Genomic DNA, 21,338 nt, shown 5'->3' with positions numbered 1-21,338 from the left:
GGCTTTTTTAATGTCATTGATAGTCTCGATAAAACTCCCACATATCGACCTTGGTGCCATCATCCAAGACACAATACTGTCGCCGATTAGCAGCTCTACCTTCACTTAGGTAATGTCCGCCCTGCTCAACGCAAAAGCGTATCGCTGGATTGCCCATATCGCCCGGCTGCAATTCGGTGGCTGGCTGCTGCTCGCAAGCGGCAACAACACACAGTGACACTAGCATTATAACTACACGCATCTGTGCCTCCTTAATCCTTGGTATTACCACATCAAATTTTGCAGCTAACGCAAATTGACTAACTCCTGTTATTTATTTCTTATTGCTTTAATACCGATACATCGGGTGCCAATGCCGTTACACGAATTTGCACTCGATAAAACTGAGCCCCTTCTTCGGGCACCTTGATATTAAACACATGACTTTTAAGATCCGTACCTTGATAATAGCTTAAACGTAACTGTTCGCCATGGTAGCTGTGCGCCGGGAATCCCGTGCCGCACTGGGCTGCAGTATCAACATGAGTGCAACTGACATGAGCCGTGCTGCCTTCTAACACCGCCAGCTTAACGTCCCTCAATGCCACCCCGGTGCGGTTAATAAAGTCGACACCGACAAATGCGTCGCCGCTACTTACAGTGGACTTGCATCCTCCGAGAAAGAACAACAATAGCAGCACCAGCATTGTCATGGATTGTTCTTTTTTTAGACTTCTTATTGTCATTCGCGCCTCCTAGGCTGGATTCTATTACTCTGGGATGAACCTGATTATGGATACGAATAAGCGCACCTACTACCGAGCCGTTTTTATATCAGATGTACACTTGGGCTACAAAGACTGTAAGGCTCAATATCTATTGGACTTCTTAAACAGCATAAAGTGCGACCGACTTTATTTAGTCGGTGATATTGTCGACCTTTGGTCGATGAAACGTCGCTTTTTCTGGCATCCCAGCCATTACCATGTGCTTGAAGCCCTAAAAGCCAAAGCCGATGAAGGCACTCGCGTTATTTATGTGCCGGGCAACCATGATGAAACCTTTCGCCGTTACGACCAGGACACCCTTATGGGGGTGGAAGTGCATCGTCAGTTTGTGCATACCACGGATGACGGCAAGCGCTTTTTAATTCTCCATGGGGATGATTTCGACTCGGCGACCCGCTACAACAGGCTGATCCGAGTCGCAGGCGATGCCGCCTATGACTTTTTGCTGTTTTTAAATCGCTGGCATAACCGTTTTCGCCGCCTCTATGGTGGTAATTACTGGTCACTGGCATCTTGGATCAAGGCGCGGGTTCATAAGGCGCAGGCGGCGATAACCGCGTTTGAAAATGCCGCTATCCATGAAGCTAAGCGCCAAGGGTACGACGGAATCGTGTGCGGCCATATACATCAGCCGCAACTACGTGTCAGCGATGGCATCATTTATTGTAATGACGGCGATTGGATAGAAAACTGCACTGCCCTAGTCGAAAACGAGCATGGTCGCATGGAGCTGCTACACTGGTCTGATACACAGCATGTGGTGGCAACCAACACCCTTGCTGAAGTGAACAGTAAGGCGGCTTAAATTAACCTTACCTTGGCCTGATTTGATCCGTCAAAAATGGCCAAGGTTGCATCTCACGGCTAATTAACGTACTAATAATTGTTCACTATAACGACAATAATGGAAGTGAATCTATGTCTGACGAGCAATTATCCACGCAAAAAAGCGTGGCCGGAGACGCCAAGCTGGATACTGCGTTTTTCGGTCACCCAAAAGGTCTGCAAACCCTGTTCTTTACCGAGATGTGGGAGCGCATGAGTTATTACGGCATGCGCGCCATGTTGGTACTATTTATGACCGCCTCCTTGCAACAAGAAGGCCTGGCCTTCACCGTCGCCTCCGCCGCCGCTATTTATGGCTTATACACGGGGGCTGTGTACTTTTTAGGCCTGCCCGGTGGCTGGATCTCAGATCGCCTCCTCGGCGGACAAAAAACAGTGTGGTACGGCGGCATTATTATTATGTGCGGCCATATTATTCTCGCCATTCCCCACCCCAGTTCCTTCTTTATTGGCTTGATTTTTGTAGCCACAGGTACCGGTCTCTTAAAACCGAATATCAGCGCCATGGTCGGCCAGCTTTATCAAACCGAAGATGAACGCCGTGACAGTGGCTACGCCATTTACTACATGGGCATCAATATCGGCTCCATGATAGGGTACGGCGTATGCGGCTACTTTATGGAAAATGTCGGCTGGCATTGGGCCTTTGGTGCGGCCGCCGTGGGCATGGCCTTAGGTCTGGTGCAATACCGAATGAGCCAGGGCTATATTGCCGGCATTAATGACAAGCCCGCCAATCCACTGTCGGCCAAAGGCGCGTCCTTGGCCTGGACCATCATAGGCGCCTTTATCACTATTGTCGCACTCACGGTTGTCGCCGGTTATCAGGGCTGGTTGGTGATCAATCCGGTTGCCTTAGCCGGCTCAGTGGCTATCGTCTTTACCATCACCTTCTTTATTTATTTTGGCCATATCTATTTTATGGGTGAGCTCAGCGACAGTGAAAAACAGCGGATGTGGGCGCTGTTTTTGGTGTGTGTGGCCTCTGCCTGTTTTTGGTCTGGTTTTGAGCAAGCGGGCTCATCGCTTAACTTATTCGCCCGTGACTACACTGACAGAATGTTAGGCACGTTTGAAATCCCTACCGCCTGGTTCCAATCGGCCAACTCGATTTTCATTATTATTTTGTCGCCGTTTTTCGCCGCCCTGTGGATTAATATGGCCAAACGCATGATCACCCCTTCCTACAGTGTAAAATGCGCCGTAGGCTTGATTATCATGGCATCGGGTTTCTTAGTGATGTTTTTTGCCGCGCAATACGCCGCAGACGGCTTAAAAGTGGCGCCTTACTGGCTTATTACCACCTACTTCCTGCACACCGTGGGGGAACTCTGTTTAAGTCCGGTGGCCCTCAGTGCCGTAAGTCGCCTCTCGCCAGCCCGCTATGTTGGCCAAATGATGGGGGTCTTCGTACTGACCTATTCCATCGGCAATATTATCTCGGGCTTATTGGCCGGTTCTTTCGACCCGGAAAATGTCCAGCAAATCCCAGGCTTATACATGCAAATCGCGCTATTTAGCATAGGGGTGGGTATTGTTCTGGTGCTGATTAACTTTAAAGCCAAGTTTTGGGAGCGCGCCAACGGCGGTAACGAGCCCATGCTTGATGACAACCCCAGTGAACAGCCCGCAGAGCAAAAAGTGTAATTAATAACCAATCTAACTAGGCCTCTGAATTCAGAGGCCTTTTTCATTGCAAAAGCAAGCAAGGCGCGGTTTAGTGGCCCAACCAGTCACATAAAAATACACTCTGTTACGCATAAGTATGAATTGTTTTGGCATATTAGGTATCATTGCCCCGAATTTTTATGCAGTATCAGGTAGTAGTATATGAACTCCTCTCACCAAGTCCTTGGCGCCAGCGCCTCGGCAACAGCAAGTTCATGGAATCGTCATGACACCCATTGGCTGCTTAGCCTTTTTGGCACCGCCGTCGGCGCGGGTATTTTATTCTTACCCATCAATGTAGGCTTAGGAGGGTTTTGGCCCTTAGTGATTATGGCGTTGGCCGCCTTCCCCATGACCTACCTAGCACACCGAGGCTTGGCCCGCTTCGTGCTCTCGTCAAAGAAGGATGACAGTGATTTTACCGATGTGGTGCAGGAACACTTTGGTGCCACCGCAGGGCGCCTTATCTCCCTACTCTATTTTCTATCCATCTTCCCGATTCTGTTGATCTATGGCGTAGGCCTGACCAATACGGTGGATGACTTTATCGTCAATCAGCTCGGTATGGACTCACCGCCGCGTGCAGTGCTCTCAGGTGTCCTGGTGGCGGCCATGGTAGCTGTGATGTTAGGCGGCGAGAAGCTGATGTTGCGGGCCTTCGCATTTTTGGTTTACCCCCTAGTGGCGGTATTGTTCGGCCTATCCCTGTACCTTATTCCCAACTGGCAAATGCCGTCAATGGACATTAGCAGCGCCCCTGAGCTGGCGACCAACCTCTGGCTAGCGGTTCCTGTGATCGTTTTTTCATTTAGCCACGCCGCCGCAATTTCCAGCTTTGCCAATGCCCAGCGTCGCCACTACGGTGAACATGCTCGCGCCAAATCAGACAAGATCTTAAAGTACACGGCCATTATGCTGATAAGCTTTGTCCTGCTGTTTGTGTTTTCCTGCGTGTTTGCACTATCAAGCGAGGAGCTGCTAGCGGCCAAGGAAGCCAATATTTCAGTGCTTTCTTATTTGGCGAATACCTATAACAACCCGCTGCTTGCCTATGTTGGCCCGCTGGTTGCCTTTGTTGCCATTACCTCATCTTTCTTCGGCCACTTTTTGGGTGCTCGTGAAAGCTTTAATGGCCTGGTAGTAAAACACTCGTCATTAAGCTATCGCGGCGCCGATAAACTGGGTGTGGCCTTGATGTTTGTAGCGATTTGGATTTGTGCCATCTATAACCCCAGCATACTGGGAATGATGGAAGCGATTTCCGGCCCTATTATCGCCATGATCCTCTTTATCATGCCCATGATTGCCGTTTATAAGGTTCCAGCACTGGCGCAGTATCGCGGTAAGTTGAGTACCTTGTTTGTACTGCTAGTGGGCGCACTGGCAGTGTCTGCTTTGGTATATAGCCTGTTGAGTTAATTTAAATTTGCTCAATGCTTTAAAAAAAATCCACCCGCATAGCAGGTGGATTTTTTATTTGTAAGGCTTAAATTCAATTAGAAATTAACCGTTACTTCCGGTGAACAGTTTTGCGTACCGGACTCGCAAACCTTGTAGACGAAAGAGCCACCGCCACCGAAGGAGTCGGTATAGGCGCCATCATTGGCCGTGGTAAAGGTTACCGTGTCGCGGTTTTTGGTGCGATACACATCCACATTACTGCCGTTTGCATTGCTCCAGGTTAAATCCACATAACGCGTGCCTCTGGAGGCATAACCGGATGCCTGCAAGGTAATGTCGCTGGTAGCGCCGCCGGTGACGGTGACAACTTGCGTGCTGCTATCCGACGCGCCATCATTATCCGTCACTGTCAGTGTTACATTATAGCTGCCATCGGCGCTGTAATTGTGGGAGGTCGCCTGGCCACTGCCCGTGCTACCATCACCAAAGTCCCAGCTGTAGCTGCTGATGCTGCCATCGCTGTCGGAGCTAAGGCTGGCGTCAAAATCACAGCTCAGATCCGTGCAGCTGTAGCTGAACTCACTGGTTGGCGGCGTATTGGGCGTGCCGCCGCCATCATAGTTACCGACCAGAGACACGCCGGAGAAGCTGCTGTAACCCAGTACCATTACGTAATAGTTGCCTGTCTGTGGCGAGGTAAAGCTACAGCTTTCATTGTTACCACTTGAATACGGACGACAATCGTAACTGCTGGCGGTAGGCTTAGAGCCAAACTTAACATAGAGGTCAGCATCGCCGCTGCCACCGGACATATCGAACACCAGGTTAGATGCGCCAGAGGGCACGGCCATCTTGTATTCAAATGCATCACCGCTGGCTCCAGCAAGATTCTCTACCGGCACGCCGTTAACTAAATCTTCTGGCTCTGGAGGCTCAGGGAGATTGCCAACGTCACAGCCATCGGCAAACAGGTCAAACATCGCCTTAGCCTTGACTATGCCCCAGCCATAATTGTTATCTCTTCCTGCGCTGCCACGGTCTTCTGCTGACAGTGCCATGGCGGTACGCACCTGATCGTTGCTACAACTTGGATAATGGCTCCATACCAGCGCGGCGACGCCAGCCACATGAGGGGTGGCCATAGACGTGCCACTCCAGGCCGCATAACTGTTATTCGGCAAGGTTGAATTAACTGCCACACCGGGCGCGGCGATCTCCACCTGGCTGTTGTATTGGGAGAAGTTGGCTTTATTACCGTTAGAGTCCACCGCAGCAACCGACATCACGGAATCATAGGAGGCCGGATAAGACATGCTGCTGTTACCGTCATTACCTGCCGCAGCGATAGAAAGCAGACCATTGGCGTGGGCATTATCAAATGCCGCTTGCTCGGCACTGCTTGAGCCGCTGCCACCCAAACTCATGCTGATCACCTTGGCGCCGGCCGCCATACATTGATCGACCGCTGCGACCAGATCCGAGCCATAAGCCCATTGGCCGTTACTATTGAATACCTTGACCATATGCAGGCTTAAATTACCGCTGGGGTTCACACCCACAACCCCGGTGCCATTACCGCCTAGAGCAGCTATGGTGCCCGAGACATGGGTGCCGTGGCCATGACCATCCTCATACCAGTTGCCGGAATTATAGTTATCATACCCATCATCCCCGGTTACGCCGGTATTGGGCAGGTCTTCATGGCCAAGGTCGTAACCGGTATCCATGATACAGACCTTCATATTTCCGGTAAGGGCATCACTGACTTGATCCGCCTGAACCATAGAAATGCCATAGGGTGTGCTTTCGGCCATCAAATAGCGCTTTTGATCGACCTCGATAAACTCTATGTCTTTTCTGCTCTTAAATTGTTTAGCCGCTTGCGCAGGAAGCGTAACGGCAACGAGTTGATGCTTGTCGAGTTCACGCTCAACCTTACCTCGACTATTGCTTAGCGCCGTCATTACCGAGGCTTTTTGACCTGGTTTGAATTTTACTATGTAGCGTTGCTCTTCATTGGCCGCCTGTGCGGTGCCTGCAAGTGATAACGCAGACAGTACTGCAGACACAACCAGGGGTCGTTTTATTTTCAGCATAGATGGATTCCTAAGATAGATTTATAAGTTTTCCTTCATCGGGCCGGGTTAACTGGAACCTCTTGCGCTAACTCAACCCTGCTATTCGCCACTTATGTTTACGGCTTTTTGTTAATATAAAGTGAACAAATATCGAACAGAGTATAGCAGGCGATTTTATAGGCGAAAGAAATCGGCGTATAAATTGTGCATTTTTTAGGAACTAAGGCGGGAGGCAGAAGGAAAAGACATTCAGATTAGCAACCGAGCAGTACGCAAAAAAGTACCAGAACCTAAATCAGAAAAATCATATTGCAATGGAATGTCTATGGGGTATCGGTGGCCTATTCACGTCCTTGTGAATATTCAGTAATGAGCGGCTAGAATACGCTTTTTAACGCAAATAGCGTCTGCCCCAGTGCCGGGACGTTGGCACAGATGGGGATTAGCCGTAAAGTCAGAGGCCACAGATGCCCTGGTACATGGGCTAATGACTGCTTACTAAACTCCAAAGGATAGTCAAAATAAACCAGTAAATAGAGCACGTTAGCCAGACCAATGCGATAGCCATTTAATTTATACTCACTTTGATCCTTAAGCACTAAGGCTAGCTGATTCACCGAGGACCTCGCCCCAGAGCTGCCCACATCATGGTCGTGAGTCAAGCTGTAGTAAACCTTTACCTTGGCAATATCCTGGCGAGATAAAACGGCCGTTTTACTTAACTGAGCACATGCCAATGGGCTTATCTCAATTTGCTCGGCACTCAAAGTCAGCAACTTTTTCTTATCGGCGCCAAAGGTACGCCAAAAGACAATGCGCTTAAGCACCAAGACGCCAACTAAGGCCGGAAAATAGATAAATACAAATGCCCTAGGACCAAAAAAAGGCTCAAGGATAAAAGGCAGCGGCGCTAACGCCAGTACCATAAAAGCAAACAGCCATTCCTTTTTTGGCGACAGCGTTGCCAGCAGCCTAAGTAATGGCAGCTTAATAACACTGTGCGGGGAAAGCCCCTTTTGCCCTTTAAAATGGACGTAGGAAAACCACACAGGATCGGTGAGTTCAAGCTTCATAATTGAATTAACAGTTAATTTAAGACATTCATCATGACCCAACGGCCACCGATTTGCGCAAACTTACACTGCCCGCTTTTAACAGCATCCTTTTTATCGACGCGGCTGGTATCAAACGAATAATTGACCCAAATCTCTTCGTCGTAATTATACTTTTCTGCATTTTCGCGCGTATCTTGATAGATGCTGGCTTTGGCATTTTCGATCACTTGTACGTCTTTGGTACGAAAATTTCTAATACCCTGATAGCTACCCTTGGTGTAATAGGTGTGGATTTTTGCCAGATATGGCGTCATGGCCTGTTCTTCTTCTGGATTCAAATCTCTCACCAGCGGCTTTAACAAGGCTGCATCATTATTTTTGACTGCCTCGGCTGCTTTTACGCAATTTTCAATTGGTACACTATAATCCGATGCCTCAACGCCAAGTGATAAAAAAGCCATTATCCCCAATAAGTTAATTATCTTCATGCTTCTTCCTTAATCTAAATGCAGTGAATCATTCTCAAGAGATCCACTCGGTTAAAAATACTTTATTAATGATGCAAGGATTACCCCAATAACCGCAATTACTGCGCCAATACGCACATGCACCATGATCGGCATCGCCAGTTTATTTGAACGCTCCAGAGATACCGGATAATGCCAATGTGTAAGAGCTAGCAATAATGCCTGTGCATTCACACTCATCCCTGTCAGCGCAAGGGTATCACCTTGATCAGTATAAAAGGTTACATCAACTACATAAGCATGATTTAGGTTTTGCTGCCCCAAGCTTGCGTTTTCTATGTCTGGCTTACCAACAATATAATAGTTCCATTTCACCACAATACGTTTCACCTGCTCTTTATGCAGTTCCCGTGCTTGCTTGTCTGTAAACAACAGCGCAGGTAGAAATAAATGGTCTTCCTTAACAACAATATCACTACAAGGATAAGCGGCTACAAAGTAATGCTTATTGCAGATATAAGCTCGTGCTAGCTAATAACTGAGGTAGGTTAAAGCGATAAATACACAGGCAGCAACCCAATTTCCCGAAGATGCTGTCAAGCCAATTGTCACCAAAGCGAAAATTCCGGCCGTCACCCAAGGGGTTAAAACTTTGTCTTGTGGTAAGGGCATGGCAAAGCGCGCTATGGTGTGTGTTGGTTTTATTTCCTTACCAAGAGCGCCTAATGGGAAAATATCCGTTACAGTCTCTTTTGTGTCATTGGCTTGTAGTCCCTTTGTGTTCTGAGTAGGTCTGTGAACGCTGTATTTAAGGCCCGAAGCGCTGAGCAACTCCATCGTCTGCTGTGCTTGGTGTAAGCATGAAAAAGATAAGATCTTAATTTCACCGTTTCCATTTTTATAAGTAATGGCGAGATCATTCTTATGTTGCCGTTGGCTGAAAGTTAGCTCTGTGATGGAGGTCAAGGGAATAGAGCGTTCATAAATAACACAGAAAGTCTTGCCAAAAAAACTAAACTGACTTCGAATCACCAATGCCTTTGCCTGCAACAATAATCGTTGTTGAAACGCAAATAAAAAAGCCACAAATAGTGTATTAATCACAATTGCGGTTATATCTTGGCTGAGCACACTAAATAAAATCAACACAACGAAGGGGGCCGCAGCCCCCTTTGCTACCCATTCATTTATAGATGTTATTTGCTGGGTATTTTTCACTGCTACTCCTTAACTCTTAATGACATCCGCATGTTTTTTAATCGGTAAAAGTAGGGGGACGCAAAACAAACCGGCGGAATGCTCCGCCGGATTTATACATATATTAATGAAGAGACGCGATGCCCCCTTAGCATTATTTTCTATATATCAAGTACCCACTTTGTGGTGCCTGGCAATTGCTCAAAAACACAGCTTTCGACATAACCAATATTCTTATTTCCAGCGCCATTATTATCCCACTTCACAATAACTTGGGCGGTATCACTTGGCGTCTCCTGAGACAAGGACACCGAGCGCTGCACATATGCTCCGGCCTCATCTAGGTGACGCCTATGCTTGGCGGCGACTTTCTTAAGCTTTTGTGCCATTTTTGGCTTAAGGGATCCTTTGAACTTTTCTTCAACAAAGGTCCACATTAAGTCCACCTTATTGTCACGCATAGCATTTCGCCACGTGTGGCATTTTTCGATAAAAACGTCGGCTTGGTTATTTTCGGCTGCAAACTCCACATTGGTACTGTCTTGGGCGGCTAGGCTCAGGCTCAAAGGTAAAAGCGCAACAAGGCTGAGTCGAAGTGTATTCATCTATTGCTCCATGCTTATATATTCAAATGAATAAAAACTAAAAGAAAATCAAAAAATAATACCAAGCATCAAGCTCGCGGCTCATTTAAAGCTGCCCTTTTGCCAGATACTGCGTCATGGCCTGTTCTTCTTCTGGATTCAAATCTCTCACCAGCGGCTTTAACAAGGCTGCATCATTATTTTTGACTGCCTCGGCTGCTTTTACGCAGTTTTCGATAGGTGTAGAGTAATCTTGAGCTGCAGCGCTAAACGAAGTAACGGCCATCAGTGCCAGTAATAAGTTTCCTTTCATTTTATTTGTCCCTTGAAAGTTTATTAATGTGAGTGGCTTAGCTCTATGACCAAGATTAAGCAGATAAAATTATTACTTAGGTTGAAGTACTAATTTCAGTTTGCTATCAATCCAGGCTTTCTAAATATTCCACAATATCCAGCGTGGCTTGGGTTATATCTTTAGTGACATATCCGCTTGGCAAGGCTAACTGGCCGTCCTGTGTCTTATCCCATTTGAGCTCTTTTAAGGTCAACATATAACCCGCATCCAGATCTTCTATACGTTGTGGAATAGCGTCATGAAAATAGGTAAATTGGCGAAGAAACTCATCCAGATTGTCACTTAACCCCAGCCCAGACTGGGGTAACAGCATTTGCTCCTTTAAACGCTTTTTCAGCCAAGCTAATTGAGCGGCGCTAACAGGTGCCTGGATGCCGCCTTGCGTCTCAACTTTGTACACCACGAAATCGTCACGAATACCATCAAATTGCCCAGCCTCGGTGGAGTTAAACACAACCGAACTGGGATCATTGCTAGGGTCTAATGACATTTCCCAGATATCCTGCTTAGTAAGAGAGCCCGTTTGTGACGCCATTAAGGCTAAATCTTGCTCACGGATAGCCGCAAAGGCCGCATAATCGCGAAAATAGATGAGCTTACTGGCATGAATTACAAAATACGTCCCCGTCGATGCCTTGGTGATTTGCGACAGATTAATATCCTCGAACTTGTAGTGATTAGCTATTTTAGTGTCACTGAGATGCAGAGCAGCCTCACCAACTATTTGCTTTTCCTCGTCAGTAACAGTGTAAACCAGTGATAAGGACTCTGTGGCGAGTAAGGGTGTAGAAAAAATGAGTAAAGATATTAGAGCTAGAGATAGGCGCATATTCATAATCCTTTGATCCTGCAATCCTGTGGCATTAGATGTTAACAAATTTATCGGGCTTGTAAAACCGAGCGAGCCACTGGGGCTCGCTCATAACTCCTTATCGGAACAACACTTCTTCGCGATTAAACCAGTAGGTACAGAAGGCCAGTAAGGCACCGGCAAGTACCACTGTGGCGACAAATATCAAACCGACCAATCCCATATCTACGGTACCTTTAATGATCTCCTTAATCGCCAAACAAATATTAGTAATGGGGATCAAGGCAGTTTTCGCGTTTAATTCCATGTTCGGCATAATCGCAACGATAATGGGAATAAATACTAAAAACGACAGCGGCGACATATAGTTTTGTGCCTCTTTAAAGCTGCGCGCATAGATGGAGATGGTCAGTGCCAACGAGCCAAAAATAGCGGCAACAGGAATAAGCAGCAATAGAATAAGCAACAAATCCGATACCATAACGCTGCCAAAGGCTTCTTTGAGCATATCCAACTCGATAAATTGCCCTGCTAAGGTTAACCAGAGGCCAAAACTGAGCACAGTTACCATGGCACTGGTGATGCCACTACAAAACACAGTTAAGAACTTACCCAGTACCACTTGCGTACGTGACAAAGGAGTTAGTAGCAAAGTTTCCAGCGTCCCGCGCTCTTTTTCGCCCGCACCCAAGTCGATCGCCGGATACATGGCACCAGTTAATACCAGAGGTAAAAGTAGATAAGGAATATAGGCACCTATCTTCTCGCCAAGGTTTTCTCTTTGATCCGCGGTGTTCACCTTGGTCAACTCAATAGGCTGAAGCAGGGCTTTTTGCGCCTCAATATCAACCCCTAGCGCTACCAGTTTGGCGCTTTGCAGCCGCTTGGCGTAATTGTCGGCCACTGCTTTAAGGTTGGTAAATAAGAAATTAATAGTCTGGGCATCATTAAAGATCACCTGCCAGTTACTTTGCTCTCCACTTTCCAATGCGCTTTGAGCATCGGCGGGAATATAAATACCTACATCTATATCACCGGCTTCTACGGCTGCTTTTAAGTCGTCCACACTGGTATAAGTATGTTCTTTTTCAAGTGATTTAAAGCTCTTGTGAAAAAACACTTCCTTGGCAAAGGGTTCAGCGTATTGCGCATTAACTATGGCGTAGGTGTGCACCTTTTGCTCCGCTTCCAAGGCCGCCTTAGAAGCCAAAAAGCCGATTAGCGCAAAAATAACAGGGAAGATCAGTAGCGGCAAAGCGACAACAAACATCAGGGTTTTTCTATCACGTAACAGCTCTTTTATTTCCTTTAAAAATACTTCAAACATGACGATGTTCCTCAAGAATATTCATAAACGCCTGGTTTAACTCCTCACTTCGGCCTTGTTGTTTAAAGGCCGCCAAGGTGCCATCAAAACAGGTGAGCCCCTGGTCAATCACAGAAACGCGGTCACACAGCAACGCCACTTCGTCGAGGTGATGAGTTGAGAACACCACGGGTGTGCCCTGCTCTTTTAGGCTTTTAATAAAATTGATCACCGTTTGTGTGGTCATAATATCCAGGCCCGTGGTCGGCTCATCCAGGATCACCACCTTAGGTCTGTGCACCACGGCGCGGGCAATATTGGTTTTTTGCTTCATGCCGGTGGAGAGATTATCGGCACGTTTATCCAAAAAGCTGTACATATCCAGCAGGGTAAACAGCTCATCGCATCGTTGCTTAAGCTCGGCCCCTTTCATGCCATGCAATTTGGCAAAATATTCGACATTTTCTTTGGCGGTCAAACGACCATAGAGCCCGGTTGAGCCGGATAAAAATCCGATAGCCTTACGCCCGGCCAAAGGTTTCCTCACTAAATCAACGCCACCGACTTCGATACTGCCTTCATCCGGTTTAAGCGCCGTAGAGAGCATACGCAAGGTGGTGGTTTTACCGGCGCCGTTAGGTCCAAGCAGGCCCAAGACTTCACCTTGTTCGCAATGAAAATGCACATCACGGACGGAATGAAAATAATCTTTTTCTTCGCGTGGGTCTTGCTGTGTCTCGCTGATCCCTTTTTTATGATCCTTGGTGAGCTTGAACTTCTTCTTAAGCCCGTTCACGCTTATCATTTGTTATTCTTCCTTCGTTTTGGCCTAAAGTAGTCGGTATTGGCATAAAAATCGGCGTTATTATTGTCCTCATACCATTGCGGCACCCCCAGTAATGGCAGTGGCGACATGGCTGAGTTATCCGCCAACACCCTATCTGTCGCTATCATCTCATAGAGGCGCTCATCTAGGTAGTTGTATTGGCTCGCTAAATCTTTACAAAATATATCAGGACTCACAGGCACAAACAGGGCTTTGCCGGTTAAGCCTATAAAGGGCTGGGTCAGCATTTCATAATTCGCATGGCCAAAGGTATAAGCACGGATTTCGCGCTGCCACTGCTCGCGGCGCGTCACGAACACCTCATGCCATTGGTGCTCACGAAATGCCTCAATCCAACTTGAGTCCGTCACCGCTAAGATCACCGCACATTCGTCGAACAGCGTCAGGGCATTGCGCATCTTGCTGCGCTGGGTGCCCTGCTGAGCCGCCATTTCATCGATATGCAAACGATTCAACAAGGCCTTGGTTTTTGGAAACAGGTGCCACATAAAGGCACCAAAAAGGTCGTGCCAGTTATGCTGACGGGTCGGCACCTTGCCGGTTTCATAAATAAAAGACTCGTAATAACGCCCATCCTGTTCAAACTCAGCGTTATCAATAAACTTAAGAGGCACTTTATTAGCGTTAACTAAAGTGTGGCGATTAAGCTGGTCCAAGGTCGGCCAATCCGTAAATTGGTCCAGAGCAAAAAGCGCATTTAAATGGGCGAAGGCGCCGCTTTGCAAACAGGCGGTCTGCCAGTGTTCAAAAGGGGTAAAACGTTTCATTACTGCGATTATTAGGCGTAAATTTTGCGTAGTTTAGCGCAAAAACTGGTTTAATTTTACCGCTATCCTTATACTGGCTGGGTCTTATAGCAATGAAACCAATAATTATGAAACGCTATTTTCCTTTGACTCTAGTCAGCGCGGCTATTCTTGCCGGCTGTGCGAGCACACAGATCAGCAACCAGGATGTAATGGCTGGTTGGAACAGTATCAATGCCGAGCAATTGGCCACGCATGTCAAAACTCTAGCCTCTGATGAATTCGGTGGCCGTGCCCCTTCTTCTAAAGGCGAAGAGCTAACCTTGGCTTATTTAACCGAGCAATTTAAAGCTCTGGGTTATCAGCCGGGTAACGGTGACAGCTTTTTACAACAAGTGCCTTTGGTCTCTATCGAAGCCGATGCCAATATGGCCCTGCACATTGGTGGCAAAGACTACCAATACAAAAAAGACATGGTGATGGGCACCAGCCGTATCAGTACCAAAGAAAGCATTAAAGATTCCGAGCTAGTGTTTGTTGGCTATGGTGTGAATGCCCCAGAATACAAGTGGAACGACTACGAAGGCCTGGATGTGAAAGGCAAAACCGTGGTTATGCTGGTGAACGACCCTGGCTTTGCCACCAAGAATCCGGAACTCTTTACCGGCGATGCCATGACCTACTACGGCCGCTGGACATACAAGTTTGAAGAAGCCAGCCGTCAAGGTGCCGCCGGCGCCATCATAGTGCATGAAACCGCACCGGCCTCCTACCCTTGGTCCGTGGTTGAGAACTCTTGGAGTGGCCCACAGTTTGGCTTCCAAAAAGACAACAACAATATGGACCGCGTTGCCGTTGAGGGCTGGGTTACTGTAGATGTGGCCAAGGAGCTATTCACCAAGGCCGGTCTTGATTTCGAGCAGGCCAAGCAACGTGCCGCCGAGGGCGCCTACCATGTGGATATGGGTGACCTGACTGCCAGCGTTGAGGTAAACAGCGAAATCAAAAAGTCGGTCTCGTACAACTTTATCGCCACCCTCCCGGGCAGTAAAAAGGCGGACGAGCACATTATCTACTCGGCCCACTGGGATCACCTGGGTACGGATAAAAACCGTAAAGGCGACCAGATTTATAACGGTGCCCACGATAACGCTACCGGCACAGGCGGCATGATTGAAGTGGCCGAAGCCTTCACTAAGTTACCGCGCCACCCAGATCGCTCCATCACCTTCTTGGCGGTCACCGCCGAAGAGCAAGGCCTGCTGGGCGCCAAATACTATGCCGCTAATCCGATTATTGCCACAGACAAAACCGTGGCCAATATTAATATGGATAGCTTAAACCTGCTTGGTAAGGTTAAAGATGTCAGCGTCGTTGGCATGGGTAAATCTGAGCTCGACGATATGCTAGGTGAAGCCGCGAAAATGCAGGAGCGCACCATTTCCGGCGATCCTAAGCCAAGCTCCGGTGGTTACTACCGCTCGGATCACTTCGCTTTTGCCAACCTGGGTGTTCCAGCCATGTACGCTGGCGGCGGCAGTGAAGCCCGCGACGAAGAAACCGCTCAATACCGTAAGCGCATGAGCCTGGTACTGCGTGGTTGTTATCATCAGCCTTGCGACCGTTACCGCGATGAGTGGGATCTTTCCGGCGCGGTACAAGACCTGCAATTGTTCTATAAGGTGGGCTTTGATATCTCGCAACAAGAGCAATGGCCAAAATGGTATGCAAATTCTGAGTTCCAGCGTAAATGAGATAAGAGATAACTGTGAAATATTCCCTAATTTCATTTCTAGGGAATATTTCATTGTTAATTAGCTTTATAATTTAAAAATAGCTCCACAATATCTACATTTTAACGCTTCAGCCTTGATAGATTCAGCGCAATCAGGACACTTCTTTGTCAACTCATTACACTGCTCTATTTTTTGATAGGTTACGACTAACTTACCCTCTGGCTTTACTATAATTGCATATATCCAAATAAATAACCCCAAACCCCAGAGCGGCAGTAAAACAAGCCCTAAAAGAAATATACCCGCTCCCCTTTTTCCTTCTTCATAAGACTCCGATACCACCTCATAGCCCTGTGCCAGATTTATAGACTTGGCTTTAGCGTAACGTCGTTTGGCAACCAAGAGATTTCCAGAATAGATTTTTACTATTGTGTTTTCCATATGAAGCTCCCAATGTATAAAACATCCCCTTTAAAACATAATAGGCAGGAGTGACCCGCGAATTCAACTCCGAAGTACATTACTCGTTAAATTAAACTACTCTGCTTAATCCCTAATATATTATGACTGCTTTTTGAATTCACACTCAATGTAATTAGTTTTTTCTACTGTCGTCAGTAAATCGATACGTTTTTACTGGCCTGCCGAAGCAGAGGATGGAAGCCTCTTACACGGTTGCATTAAACTTATTGAATGAGGGAAGATAACTGACATCTAAGCGGTTAGCCTATCTGACGTTAATTAATAAAGAGAGCTTCATTTTAGTGTCGCTCTCTTGTGAAAAACTGCTTGTGACTGGTAATAACATATGTCTATATAGCAACTACAAGGTACTACCAACAAGCAGTTGATTTATTTTTTCACCTTTTAACTACAGATGTTACATTCTTTATCTGAATTCAAGCTTACGTACACTTTAAGCTAAGCCATTAATTTCTTTTGGATTTGCTCCGTGGTCGTTGTCACCGTCTTGGCTATCTTGTACGAAGAAGATAAGAAGTACGATAAAACCGATAATCGGTAAGAAGTATAGTAATTGCCACCAACCTGAACGGCCAGTGTCATGAAGACGACGCGCACCGATTGCCAAGCTTGGGATCAATAGCGCAAGCGAGTAAATCATACCGACAAACACTGTACCTAGTACGCTATCAATTACTAGTGCAGCGACATAAAAAATGATGTAGAAAAGGATGAACATCCAATAGCCTTTACGGCGAGTACGGCCAGAAAAATCAGCGTATCGCTTTAGCGCTTCCATAAAATATTCCATAGCAGATCCTATATATTATTGTTAATTCCAATGTGCGAATTAGTTTCTAGCTCGCATATTTACCTTAAGAACAAAGGCTTATGAGATGATAATTCAATCCTCGCATAAAAAAAACCAGCCGAAGCTGGTTTTTCATAACAGGAACAACTGGTTAGACCAGTTTTAGCTCATCGCCATCAACATTTTTGTCGGTTGCTCTAGGTAGTCTTTCCACAAGTTGTTGAAGCGGGCAATGGTGCCGCCATCGATTACGCGGTGGTCGCCAGACCAGCTAACCTGCATAATGGCACGAGCCTCAACTTCGCCCTTGGCGTTAAAGCGCGGCAAATGCTGCAGCTTACCCAGGGCCACAATCGCCACCTCAGGCTTGTTGATAATAGGCGTCGCCGTAGTACCGCCGATGGCGCCGATATTCGAAATCGAAATGGTGCCAGACTTAAGATCCGCCGGCGCTACACGACCTTCACGGGCACTTTCCGTCAGACGCGTTACTTCGTTAGCCACATCAACAATAGACTTGTTCTGTACCTGCTTCACGTTTGGTACCAATAGACCCAATTTAGAGTCAACGGCCATACCAATGTTGTGATCGTCAAAATACGTTAATTCGGTGCAATCATCATTCACCTGGGCGTTAAGTATCGGGAATTCCTTCATCGCCAATGACAATGCCTTGATGAAGAATGGCATCATGGTGAGTTTCACACCTTGTTGCTTATACTCTTCTTTTAGGCCACCGCGCAGGGCGATCAGATCGGTCAAATCGATTTCATCACTGTAGGTGAAATGCGGAATAGTCGACACCGAGCGCACCATCTGCTTGGCCATTGCCGCCTTCATGCCCTTAATCGGCTCGACGCGTGTACCACCGCTTACCACAGCTGCAGGTGCTGCGCTTGCTTGCTCTGCAGGCTTAGCGGATGCACCACCGGCAATAAAGCGCTCGATATCTTCTTTGAATACACGACCATTTTTGCCTGAGCCAGGAACCGTGCTGATATCCACATCCAGTTCACGCGCACGACGACGCACCGCAGGTGAAGCCAGGGCTTTACCTTGGGCTACAGGTTCGCTTGATGGCTTATCGGCATTGGCTGTTTGTGCTGGTGCGGCTGCTTGAACAGCGGGAGCCGCAGCAGTGTTTGCAGCATTCGCTGATGAACCGGCGATTTCCATCTGGAATAATGGGCTGTGCACCTTGGCAATATCACCTTTTTGGTAATACAGCTTCATCACCTTGCCATCGTACTTGGCGGGGATCTGTACCAAGGCCTTGTCGGTCATTACGTCGCAGACGGGCTGGTCTTCTTTGATCTCATCGCCTTCGCTGATAAGCCACTCAACCACTTCACACTCGACGATACCTTCACCGATATCCGGCAGGATAAAGTCTTCAAGGGCCGAGCCTTGAGCAGCCGGCGCTGGTTGGGTCGCTTGTTCGGCAACCGGCGTTGCAGCTGCGCTGCTTTCCTCACCAGCCACATCCATGGCAAACAAGGGTGCATGCACCTTGGCGATATCGCCCTTGGCGTAGTAAAGCTCGGTGATCACGCCATCATGTACTGCGGGGATCTGAACCAGCGCCTTGTCCGTCATAACGTCACAAATTGGCTGGTCTTCTTTAACCTCATCGCCCACGGCGACTAGCCATTCAACCACTTCACACTCGACGATACCTTCGCCGATATCTGGTAGGATAAAATCTTTAGCCATGCCTGTCCCCTTAAAACTCAACCGCGTTTTTAATCGCCTCGAATACCTTTAAGGCATCTGGGATATATTCTTTTTCTAATGCCAACGGATATGGAGTATCAAGACCACATACGCGCGCAATCGGCGACTCCAGGTGCAAGAAACACTCTTGCTGAATGGTGGCAACAATCTCGGCACCAAAACCATTGGTAATAGGTGCTTCGTGACTAACCACCAAACGGCCGGTCTTCTTCACCGAGTTGGCAACGGTTTCTACATCCCAAGGCAAGATACTGCGAAGGTCGATTAGTTCAACGCTAATGCCCTGCTCTTTGGCTTTCTCGGCAGCAGCACTGATGATTTCCATCTGTGCACCCCAGGCCAGCACGGTTACGTCTTTACCTTCTTGCACAACCTCGGCCTTGCCAAGTTCGATGCTGTAATCCTCTTCTGGTACTTCACCTACCGAAGCACGGTATAGGCGCTTAGGCTCAAAGAAGATCACTGGGTTGTCGTCTTTAATGGCCGCACGCAGCAGGCCCTTGGCCTGATACGGGTCGCGTGGCACAACGATTTTCAAACCCGGGGTATGAGCAAAGTAGGCTTCCGGTGATTGCGAGTGATAAAGACCACCGGCAATACCACCACCGTACGGAGTACGAATGGTCAGGTTGCCCACATTAAATTCGTTACCACTGCGGTAACGGAACTTCGCTGACTCGTTAACGATTTGGTCAAAGGCCGGGAAGATATAATCGGCAAATTGAATTTCGGCAATGGCCGGCGCACCGAATGCGGCCAAACCATTGGCGAAACCGGCAATACCCTGCTCGGTTAGCGGGGTATTGAAAACACGGTGCTTACCGTATTTTTCCTGCAATCCAGAAGTGGCGCGGAACACGCCACCAAAGTAACCCACGTCTTCACCAAAAATACAGGCATGATCATTCTCGGCCATGGTGATATCCAGGGCTGAGTTAATGGCATGGAGCATATTCATTGTTTTCATTATTTGATTCTCCCTGCTGTAATTGGGTAAGCGTCCGGGTACTTCTTAATATGAGATTTCAATTGCTCATATTGCGCCTGTAGGCTTGGAATTGGCGTGTCATATACATCACTGATCAGATCTTCAAGCGGTGGCTTGGCCACTTTCTCGGCAACTTTAAGAGCATCCAGGATCTGTTCACGTACCTGCTCTTTCACCTTCTCGTCTTCTTGCTCGTCTAACCAGCCTTGAGCCACAAGCCAGGTACGGAAACGCGCAACTGGGCAATTTTCGCGATAGCTCGCTTCTTCATCTTTCGAGCGGTAACCACTTGGATCGTCCGACGTTGAGTGCGCGCCAAGACGATACGCCAAAGATTCGATGAGTACCGGCTCACCGGTTTTGGTTGCATGCTCACGAGCGGTTTTGGTCGCCGCATAGACGGCAAGGGCATCACCACCGTCAACACGAATGGTTTTAATGCCATAACCCACACCGCGTGAGGCGATACCGTCGCCGGCAAATTGTTCTTCCGCCGGGGTAGAAATCGCATAACCATTGTTACGGGCAAAGAAGATCACCGGGGCCTTATGCACCGCCGCCATGTTCAAACCGGCGTGGAAGTCACCCTCTGAGGCTGCACCTTCACCGAAGTAACAGATGGTAATGTTATCGATTTCGCTATCAAGCTCGCCGCTTTGCTTGTTGATATGCTTAATTTTTTGGCCGTAGGCATAACCGCTTGCTTGCGGAATTTGCGTGCCCAGCGGCGAAGAGATGGTCATATAATTCAATTCGTTAGAACCATAGTGGATCGGCATTTGACGACCCTTACCCAAGTCCTTCTCATTGGAGAACATCTGATTCATGAACTGTTCGAGGGTAAAACCACGGTAGCGCAATGCCGCTTGCTCGCGGTATTGGGCCATGATCATGTCGTTATCGTCTAGCGCCGCAGCACTGGCGGTTACCGCCGCTTCTTCACCAAGACATTGCATATAGAAGCTTACACGGCCTTGACGTTGTGCCGCTTGCATACGCTCATCCAGGGCGCGGATAAAGCGCATGGTGTCATAAATTTTTAGTGCCGTATCTTGATCGATTTCAGGCACGGTGGCGCCTTCGCTTACAGTACCTTGCTCATTAAGGACACGGTAAGTGGGTATATTAAGCGCGTGGCTGTCAATGAACGCTAGTTCGTGACTGATATTCAACGAAACGTTATTGGGGTTAGTCATAACCTTCCCTTCTCTTGTTGTCATGTCACTAGGCACAGGTTTGTTATTGTGGCTTCTGCGTGGGCGAAAAATTGAAATAAACAATTCAACCGCAGTGAATATGCAGAATAATATTTCTACACATGGTGCCTAGTTTAAATTATGCTGCCGCCACTTTACGTCAACGTAAAGGCTTATTCAACTAATCATAGTCGAATAATTGCATCATTCATAACATGGGGTTGGCAAGTTCGGTGTACGCCTCATAACACACTGTAATAGTTGAATATTATGAGGCGAAGTG

Annotated in this window: 22 protein-coding genes; 4 read left to right on the top strand and 18 right to left on the bottom strand. The window is 47.6% G+C overall.

Annotation, left to right across the window (positions count from 1 at the left end):
• Positions 1-13: 13 nt before the first annotated feature.
• Complete coding sequence (locus tag C2M24_RS05685) at positions 14-241, bottom strand: DUF333 domain-containing protein (RefSeq protein WP_105199910.1); 228 nt, start codon at positions 239-241, stop codon at positions 14-16.
• Between the two features lie 79 nt (positions 242-320).
• Entirely contained in the window at positions 321-725 is a 405-nt protein-coding gene (locus C2M24_RS05680; protein ID WP_158683700.1) for a hypothetical protein, read from the bottom strand.
• A gap of 46 nt (positions 726-771) precedes the next feature.
• On the opposite strand from C2M24_RS05680, the gene C2M24_RS05675 reads away from it, so the two are divergent.
• From C2M24_RS05675 to C2M24_RS05665, 3 genes are all read left to right on the top strand, one after another.
• Positions 772-1,572 (top strand): UDP-2,3-diacylglucosamine diphosphatase, encoded by an 801-nt coding sequence (locus tag C2M24_RS05675; RefSeq protein ID WP_105199927.1) that lies wholly within the window; start codon positions 772-774, stop codon positions 1,570-1,572.
• A gap of 113 nt (positions 1,573-1,685) precedes the next feature.
• A complete protein-coding gene (locus C2M24_RS05670; RefSeq protein WP_105213610.1) occupies positions 1,686-3,260 on the top strand; it encodes a peptide MFS transporter in 1,575 nt (524 codons plus the stop codon).
• Positions 3,261-3,443: 183 nt separating this feature from the next.
• Positions 3,444-4,700, top strand: a complete 1,257-nt coding sequence (locus C2M24_RS05665; RefSeq protein WP_105213609.1) for an aromatic amino acid transport family protein — start codon at positions 3,444-3,446, stop codon at positions 4,698-4,700.
• Between the two features lie 77 nt (positions 4,701-4,777).
• On the opposite strand, the gene C2M24_RS16275 is transcribed toward C2M24_RS05665, so the two are convergent.
• From C2M24_RS16275 to C2M24_RS05610, 11 genes are all read right to left on the bottom strand, one after another.
• Entirely contained in the window at positions 4,778-6,778 is a 2,001-nt protein-coding gene (locus tag C2M24_RS16275; protein ID WP_158683699.1) for a S8 family serine peptidase, read from the bottom strand.
• A gap of 359 nt (positions 6,779-7,137) precedes the next feature.
• A complete protein-coding gene (locus C2M24_RS05655; RefSeq protein WP_105213608.1) occupies positions 7,138-7,833 on the bottom strand; it encodes a hypothetical protein in 696 nt (231 codons plus the stop codon).
• Positions 7,834-7,847: 14 nt separating this feature from the next.
• Positions 7,848-8,303, bottom strand: a complete 456-nt coding sequence (locus C2M24_RS05650) for a hypothetical protein (RefSeq protein ID WP_105213607.1) — start codon at positions 8,301-8,303, stop codon at positions 7,848-7,850.
• Between the two features lie 51 nt (positions 8,304-8,354).
• Positions 8,355-8,672 carry a hypothetical protein gene (locus C2M24_RS05645; protein ID WP_158683698.1) on the bottom strand — a complete coding sequence of 106 codons (318 nt, stop codon included), beginning with the start codon at positions 8,670-8,672 and terminating at the stop codon, positions 8,355-8,357.
• Between the two features lie 141 nt (positions 8,673-8,813).
• Positions 8,814-9,500, bottom strand: coding sequence for a hypothetical protein (locus tag C2M24_RS05640; protein ID WP_105213605.1), 687 nt, complete (start codon positions 9,498-9,500; stop codon positions 8,814-8,816).
• A gap of 140 nt (positions 9,501-9,640) precedes the next feature.
• Positions 9,641-10,084 (bottom strand): hypothetical protein, encoded by a 444-nt coding sequence (locus tag C2M24_RS05635; protein ID WP_105213604.1) that lies wholly within the window; start codon positions 10,082-10,084, stop codon positions 9,641-9,643.
• Between the two features lie 85 nt (positions 10,085-10,169).
• Entirely contained in the window at positions 10,170-10,376 is a 207-nt protein-coding gene (locus C2M24_RS05630) for a hypothetical protein (RefSeq protein ID WP_105213603.1), read from the bottom strand.
• 106 nt (positions 10,377-10,482) lie between these two features.
• Positions 10,483-11,247 (bottom strand): hypothetical protein, encoded by a 765-nt coding sequence (locus tag C2M24_RS05625; RefSeq protein WP_158683697.1) that lies wholly within the window; start codon positions 11,245-11,247, stop codon positions 10,483-10,485.
• Positions 11,248-11,347: 100 nt separating this feature from the next.
• Positions 11,348-12,556 carry an ABC transporter permease gene (locus C2M24_RS05620; protein ID WP_105213601.1) on the bottom strand — a complete coding sequence of 403 codons (1,209 nt, stop codon included), beginning with the start codon at positions 12,554-12,556 and terminating at the stop codon, positions 11,348-11,350.
• Positions 12,549-13,340: an ABC transporter ATP-binding protein gene (locus C2M24_RS05615; RefSeq protein ID WP_105213600.1), complete on the bottom strand. Its 792-nt coding sequence runs from the start codon at positions 13,338-13,340 to the stop codon at positions 12,549-12,551. Before C2M24_RS05615 ends, C2M24_RS05620 begins: the two co-directional genes overlap by 8 nt.
• Entirely contained in the window at positions 13,337-14,149 is an 813-nt protein-coding gene (locus C2M24_RS05610; protein ID WP_105199884.1) for a DUF3025 domain-containing protein, read from the bottom strand. Before C2M24_RS05610 ends, C2M24_RS05615 begins: the two co-directional genes overlap by 4 nt.
• A 107-nt stretch (positions 14,150-14,256) precedes the next feature.
• On the opposite strand from C2M24_RS05610, the gene C2M24_RS05605 reads away from it, so the two are divergent.
• The gene (locus C2M24_RS05605) at positions 14,257-15,882 is read left to right on the top strand and encodes a M28 family metallopeptidase (protein WP_105213599.1); all 1,626 of its coding nucleotides are present in this window, start codon (positions 14,257-14,259) and stop codon (positions 15,880-15,882) included.
• 66 nt (positions 15,883-15,948) lie between these two features.
• Here C2M24_RS05605 and C2M24_RS05600 read toward each other — a convergent pair whose 3' ends face one another.
• The 5 genes from C2M24_RS05600 to C2M24_RS05580 all read right to left on the bottom strand — a co-directional run bounded on the left by C2M24_RS05600 (position 15,949) and on the right by C2M24_RS05580 (position 21,055).
• Positions 15,949-16,305, bottom strand: a complete 357-nt coding sequence (locus tag C2M24_RS05600) for a hypothetical protein (RefSeq protein ID WP_105213598.1) — start codon at positions 16,303-16,305, stop codon at positions 15,949-15,951.
• A 475-nt stretch (positions 16,306-16,780) separates the two neighbouring features.
• Positions 16,781-17,137: a DUF805 domain-containing protein gene (locus tag C2M24_RS05595; protein ID WP_105213597.1), complete on the bottom strand. Its 357-nt coding sequence runs from the start codon at positions 17,135-17,137 to the stop codon at positions 16,781-16,783.
• A gap of 162 nt (positions 17,138-17,299) precedes the next feature.
• Positions 17,300-18,850 carry a dihydrolipoyllysine-residue acetyltransferase gene (locus C2M24_RS05590; protein ID WP_105213596.1) on the bottom strand — a complete coding sequence of 517 codons (1,551 nt, stop codon included), beginning with the start codon at positions 18,848-18,850 and terminating at the stop codon, positions 17,300-17,302.
• Positions 18,851-18,860: 10 nt separating this feature from the next.
• A complete protein-coding gene (locus C2M24_RS05585; protein WP_105189631.1) occupies positions 18,861-19,838 on the bottom strand; it encodes an alpha-ketoacid dehydrogenase subunit beta in 978 nt (325 codons plus the stop codon).
• On the bottom strand, positions 19,838-21,055 hold the full coding sequence (locus tag C2M24_RS05580) for a thiamine pyrophosphate-dependent dehydrogenase E1 component subunit alpha (RefSeq protein WP_105213595.1): 1,218 nt from the start codon (positions 21,053-21,055) through the stop codon (positions 19,838-19,840). The genes C2M24_RS05585 and C2M24_RS05580 overlap by 1 nt, the downstream gene beginning before the upstream one ends.
• Between the last annotated feature and the right edge of the window lie 283 nt (positions 21,056-21,338).

The sequence above is a fragment of the Pseudoalteromonas sp. T1lg22 genome, from assembly GCF_002964645.1.
Taxonomy (GTDB): domain Bacteria; phylum Pseudomonadota; class Gammaproteobacteria; order Enterobacterales; family Alteromonadaceae; genus Pseudoalteromonas.
This window is presented reverse-complemented; position numbering and strand designations above follow the sequence as displayed.

Excerpts from the sequence above, each read along its gene's own strand:
- C2M24_RS05685 (WP_105199910.1), bottom strand. The coding sequence starts at position 241 with ATGCGTGTAGTTATAATGCTAGTGTCACTGTGTGTTGTTGCCGCTTGC.
- C2M24_RS05680 (WP_158683700.1), bottom strand. The coding sequence starts at position 725 with ATGACAATAAGAAGTCTAAAAAAAGAACAATCCATGACAATGCTGGTG.
- C2M24_RS05675 (WP_105199927.1), top strand. The coding sequence starts at position 772 with ATGGATACGAATAAGCGCACCTACTACCGAGCCGTTTTTATATCAGAT.
- C2M24_RS05670 (WP_105213610.1), top strand. The coding sequence starts at position 1,686 with ATGTCTGACGAGCAATTATCCACGCAAAAAAGCGTGGCCGGAGACGCC.
- C2M24_RS05665 (WP_105213609.1), top strand. The coding sequence starts at position 3,444 with ATGAACTCCTCTCACCAAGTCCTTGGCGCCAGCGCCTCGGCAACAGCA.
- C2M24_RS16275 (WP_158683699.1), bottom strand. The coding sequence starts at position 6,778 with ATGCTGAAAATAAAACGACCCCTGGTTGTGTCTGCAGTACTGTCTGCG.
- C2M24_RS05655 (WP_105213608.1), bottom strand. The coding sequence starts at position 7,833 with ATGAAGCTTGAACTCACCGATCCTGTGTGGTTTTCCTACGTCCATTTT.
- C2M24_RS05650 (WP_105213607.1), bottom strand. The coding sequence starts at position 8,303 with ATGAAGATAATTAACTTATTGGGGATAATGGCTTTTTTATCACTTGGC.
- C2M24_RS05635 (WP_105213604.1), bottom strand. The coding sequence starts at position 10,084 with ATGAATACACTTCGACTCAGCCTTGTTGCGCTTTTACCTTTGAGCCTG.
- C2M24_RS05630 (WP_105213603.1), bottom strand. The coding sequence starts at position 10,376 with ATGAAAGGAAACTTATTACTGGCACTGATGGCCGTTACTTCGTTTAGC.
- C2M24_RS05625 (WP_158683697.1), bottom strand. The coding sequence starts at position 11,247 with ATGCGCCTATCTCTAGCTCTAATATCTTTACTCATTTTTTCTACACCC.
- C2M24_RS05620 (WP_105213601.1), bottom strand. The coding sequence starts at position 12,556 with ATGTTTGAAGTATTTTTAAAGGAAATAAAAGAGCTGTTACGTGATAGA.
- C2M24_RS05615 (WP_105213600.1), bottom strand. The coding sequence starts at position 13,340 with ATGATAAGCGTGAACGGGCTTAAGAAGAAGTTCAAGCTCACCAAGGAT.
- C2M24_RS05610 (WP_105199884.1), bottom strand. The coding sequence starts at position 14,149 with ATGAAACGTTTTACCCCTTTTGAACACTGGCAGACCGCCTGTTTGCAA.
- C2M24_RS05605 (WP_105213599.1), top strand. The coding sequence starts at position 14,257 with ATGAAACGCTATTTTCCTTTGACTCTAGTCAGCGCGGCTATTCTTGCC.
- C2M24_RS05600 (WP_105213598.1), bottom strand. The coding sequence starts at position 16,305 with ATGGAAAACACAATAGTAAAAATCTATTCTGGAAATCTCTTGGTTGCC.
- C2M24_RS05595 (WP_105213597.1), bottom strand. The coding sequence starts at position 17,137 with ATGGAATATTTTATGGAAGCGCTAAAGCGATACGCTGATTTTTCTGGC.
- C2M24_RS05590 (WP_105213596.1), bottom strand. The coding sequence starts at position 18,850 with ATGGCTAAAGATTTTATCCTACCAGATATCGGCGAAGGTATCGTCGAG.
- C2M24_RS05585 (WP_105189631.1), bottom strand. The coding sequence starts at position 19,838 with ATGAAAACAATGAATATGCTCCATGCCATTAACTCAGCCCTGGATATC.
- C2M24_RS05580 (WP_105213595.1), bottom strand. The coding sequence starts at position 21,055 with ATGACTAACCCCAATAACGTTTCGTTGAATATCAGTCACGAACTAGCG.